Raw genomic sequence first — 4,018 nt, forward strand, 5'->3', positions numbered from 1 at the left:
GTTCCCGCTTATATCCCCGCCCGATTGGGCGAGGGTTTACGCGGATTTTGCTAAGCCGTCTTTTTACAGAAAAGCGCAAATATTTGCAATGAAAAGGGTCGAAAATGCGGTAAAGATACAAATAAGCCATAAAAGCAAAAAATTGCTGTCGGTCAGTGAGGAGTTGGAAATCATCACCACCTTGTCAACAATCACACTCCAGACTCGTTGAGTCAGTGCATTCGACTCGTGCAGCAAAAACTCCATTCGTCTATCCTCTTAACTTAATAGATTCTTTACATTAACATGCTGGCCGAATCCGGTTAACCCAACATCAACACCTGAGGATATACCCCATGAGTAATCTGATTGCCCACGTGCTAAGTGCCATACTGAGAACTCTGGGGCTGAAAACACTCGATCGCCAGTTTCTCTTTTCTTATGCACTGATATTTGTGCTGGCGGCCACCTCCTCTGTGGCGCTGTTCCTGAGCATGTCGGTTTCACCAGAAACCATCAATGTGGCAGGTGCCCAGCGCATGCTCAGCCAGAAAATGACCAAAGAAGCCCTGTTAATGACTCAGGGTGCAGGAGAGCGCGGCACCCTGGATGCCACCATCAAGCAGTTTGAACAGGCCCATCGGGATCTGACTCAGGGTAACCGGGAGCGCAACATTACTGCTTTTGAGGATGCAGAAATACAGCAGCAGATGCAGCGAGTAGATCAACTCTGGCAGCAGATGAAAACCCAGCTAGAAACCACCATTCAACAGCCAGATCAGACGGGTATTCGCAACCTGCAGGAACACTCGGTCAGTCTACTGCAAGAAATGAACAAAGCCGTCATTTTGATGACTCGCAAAGCAGAAAGCACCCAAAAGTCTCAGGTCTGGTTGGCTTTTGCCTGTGTCACCTTCATCCTGATTTTGGTGGTGCTAGGTCGTGCTTTTGGTATGCGTCAGCTGATGGATAACATTCAGGTGCTGCTCAGTGGTATGCAGCAAGTGGGTGAGGGCGACTTCACCCGCCGGATGAAAGTGACTTATAAAGAAGATGAAATTGGCCAGATGTTCACCGCCTATAACCGAATGCAAGATGAAGTGGTGCGCCTGATGCAACAAACCAAAACCACCGGACAGACCACCAATCGCCATGTGCAGGAGGTAGTCAGTGCCGCCAAGGCAACCGGCGATGGTGTGCGTCAACAACACGAAGACCTGGATCAAGTGGCCACCGCCATGAACGAAATGACCGCCACCGTTGCTGAAGTGGCCAACCACGCCGCCAGTGCCGCAGATGCAGCCGACTCCGCTGATGAACGCGCCCGCAGCGGTCAGCGGTTGGTCAACCAGTCATCCAGCCAGCTGGAGCGCTTATCCGGTAGCCTTAAAGAAGGTGCCGACCGCCTGCACCAGCTGCGCGAAGAAACTAATTCAGCAGGCAAGGTACTGGAAGTGATCACCGCCATTGCTGAACAAACCAACCTGCTGGCGCTGAATGCGGCCATTGAAGCAGCGCGTGCTGGTGAAGCCGGACGAGGTTTTGCCGTAGTGGCCGATGAAGTGCGCAACCTCGCCAGCCGCACCCGTGACTCCATCGGAGAAATCGAAAATATCATTGCCCACCTACAGACAGAAGCTAGCAAAGCCGCTGAGGCAATGATCCTTTATTCAGATGAAGCCACAGAAAACCTGCAACAGATGCAACAGGCCACCGAAGCACTGGATGCCATTGTCGGTGCAGTGGATATGATTCGTGGCATGAACACCCAGATTGCTGCAGCAGCAGAAGAACAGCATCATGTGGCACAGGATATTGATCAGCGCATTGTACATATCGCTGGAATTGCGGATCACAACCGTAAAGAAGCGGATCGAGTGGTTCAATCCAGTCAACTGATCCAGGATGAAGTCAGCCAGCTAAACAGCCAGCTGGATCATTTTAATACCTGATAAAGTGTGACGATAAAAGACAGGCATAAAAAAACCCCGGTGAACCGGGGTTTTTTTTAACGCGGAGATCAGCCTGGCTTTTTAACCCAGGACTGACACCAGCCTTTGGCTTCAACAGAGTTCTGCGGGAACAGAGCACAACCATTGTTGGCCGGACGCCAGAACATGCAGTTATCACAATTCTGACCTGCTGCATACTTGGGATGACCTGCAGCATCAGCAGCTACTTTTTTATAGCTCAGTGCTTTAGCTTGAGGGGCATCTTCGCTCAGGGGTGGCAGAGCCTGGGCAAAGGCTTGACCAGTCAGAGCGCCCATACCAAAGGGCAGTGCAGCAAGACCGAAAAGACCCTTTTTCAGAAACGAACGACGGCTGTTTTGTGACATAAGTTACATCCTCATTATCATTTAATTTTATTTGATTCCTGAACTGATTGGAAACCAACCAGGCCAGAAGTGCATTAATCTGAATCAACTTGTGACTCTAATTATGCACCAGATGTTCCCGCTCTTCTCCCTGTAACGGGTACGGAAATCCGCGACACCTTGTCGCAGGAATCACTATACCCCTAACAACTCGACTGTAAAACATTAAAAAAAATGCCATAAAACCGCTTGCCCAAATGGCGGTAAAACCTTAGTTTTTGTCTGAGGGATTCACTTGATTAAGGAAAGTCACCATGAAAGAACCTACCACCCAGCTACCCCTGTTTGACTTTGATCCCGAAAATCTGGATCACTCCCGTACATCTGCTGGTCATGCAGTGCCTGTCACTAGCTCAGATTTCAGCAAATACATTGTTTATGTAGATGAAAGTGGTGATCACAGCCTACAGAGTGTTGACTCTCAGTACCCGGTTTTTGTGCTGGCATTCTGTATCTTCCACAAGGAGCAGTTCAAAACCCATGTTGTTGTCGAGCAACGAGGACGGAAAGAAGATAATGAGCTGGAGCTCGAGTTTCGCCGAATCTGCGATGGTAACAACCGGCTTCACATTGCCATGCCATTTGATGTGATTTTTTCGGACAAGAAAGTTATGTCAACCGGACTTCAGCTTGCTGACCTTGTGGCAAGACCTATTGGGCTGCATACCATCAGGCCTGAACAGGAAAACAAGGCGTTTGAGATTTTGAAGCACAAATTTTATTGTGAGGGTGGTAGAGACAAAACCGGAGAGGGATACAAAGGAATGGGAATGAAAGTTTACCCTGCTCCAGAAAGCGAAAAGCCCCGATGAAACTCACCGAGACTGTAACGCCGACCGGGCACCCCCAATCCACTTGGATTCATTATAGTAATCTGGTCGCGGTTCCACAAGGTTCGTGTGAGTAGTTGAAAAAGGACAAAGGCATGCAAAATACGGATGAACAGCGTTACTGGCTACTGGAGTTACTGGCCTGGTGGGAAGGCAGTATCCACCCCGTACAACTGGCTGAACACTGGCAAGTAAGCCGACAACACGCCAGCAAACTGCTGAGTAGCTGGAATACCCGTCACCCCGGTGCACTGGAATACCTATCACAGGAAAAATATTACCGAACCACAACAGCCTTTAATCCACAGCTGATTAGTGGGGACGTTGTCGAATATCTCAACTGGTCCACGCTCGGTATCCAACCCCGATTTGCAACAGATGCCGAACGCCACCAGCCTCTGCCGCATGAAATCCTGAGTCACCCAGCGCGACAAGTCACCCCGCAACTGATAAGACCGCTAATCCGTGCGATCCGTGAACAACGGCGGCTGGATGTTGATTATATTTCACTCAGCAATCCCAGCCATGAGGGTCGTATTATTGTCCCCCACCACTTCGTCAACAACGGTCAGCGCTGGCATCTACGTGCCTGGTGCGAAAAAAGCCAAGACTACCGGGACTTTGTGCTCAGTCGTTTTCGTGGTGAACCGGATCTGATGGATCACTCCGACAAGGGTGCGGCACAGGATCTTGCTTGGAGCACACAAGTAACCCTACTACTGCAACCCGACCCACGCTTAACCTCAGAACAGCAGCAAGTAATCGAACAGGATTACCTGATGCAAAACGGCCAAGTGACTGCTCCCCGCCCTAAGCGCTAAAGCGCCACGGG

The 4,018-nt window shown here is 50.1% G+C and carries 5 protein-coding genes; 4 read left to right on the forward strand and 1 reads right to left on the reverse strand.

Features of this window, described 5'->3' with window-relative positions; translation table 11 throughout:
- The coding region (locus IBX50_RS18035) for a hypothetical protein (protein WP_292257754.1) at positions 1-211 on the forward strand (211 nt) is incomplete at its 5' end.
- Between the two features lie 124 nt (positions 212-335).
- Positions 336-1,931, forward strand: coding sequence for a methyl-accepting chemotaxis protein (locus IBX50_RS18040; RefSeq protein WP_292257756.1), 1,596 nt, complete (start codon positions 336-338; stop codon positions 1,929-1,931).
- Positions 1,932-1,999: 68 nt separating this feature from the next.
- Here the strand turns inward: IBX50_RS18040 and IBX50_RS18045 are convergent, their stop codons facing one another.
- A complete protein-coding gene (locus tag IBX50_RS18045; RefSeq protein WP_292257758.1) occupies positions 2,000-2,317 on the reverse strand; it encodes a high-potential iron-sulfur protein in 318 nt (105 codons plus the stop codon).
- Between the two features lie 293 nt (positions 2,318-2,610).
- On the opposite strand from IBX50_RS18045, the gene IBX50_RS18050 reads away from it, so the two are divergent.
- A complete protein-coding gene (locus IBX50_RS18050) occupies positions 2,611-3,168 on the forward strand; it encodes a DUF3800 domain-containing protein (RefSeq protein ID WP_292257760.1) in 558 nt (185 codons plus the stop codon).
- A gap of 113 nt (positions 3,169-3,281) precedes the next feature.
- The gene (locus IBX50_RS18055; RefSeq protein ID WP_292257762.1) at positions 3,282-4,007 is read left to right on the forward strand and encodes a WYL domain-containing protein; all 726 of its coding nucleotides are present in this window, start codon (positions 3,282-3,284) and stop codon (positions 4,005-4,007) included.
- Positions 4,008-4,018: the final 11 nt, after the last annotated feature.

It is taken from the genome of Marinospirillum sp., from assembly GCF_014859565.1.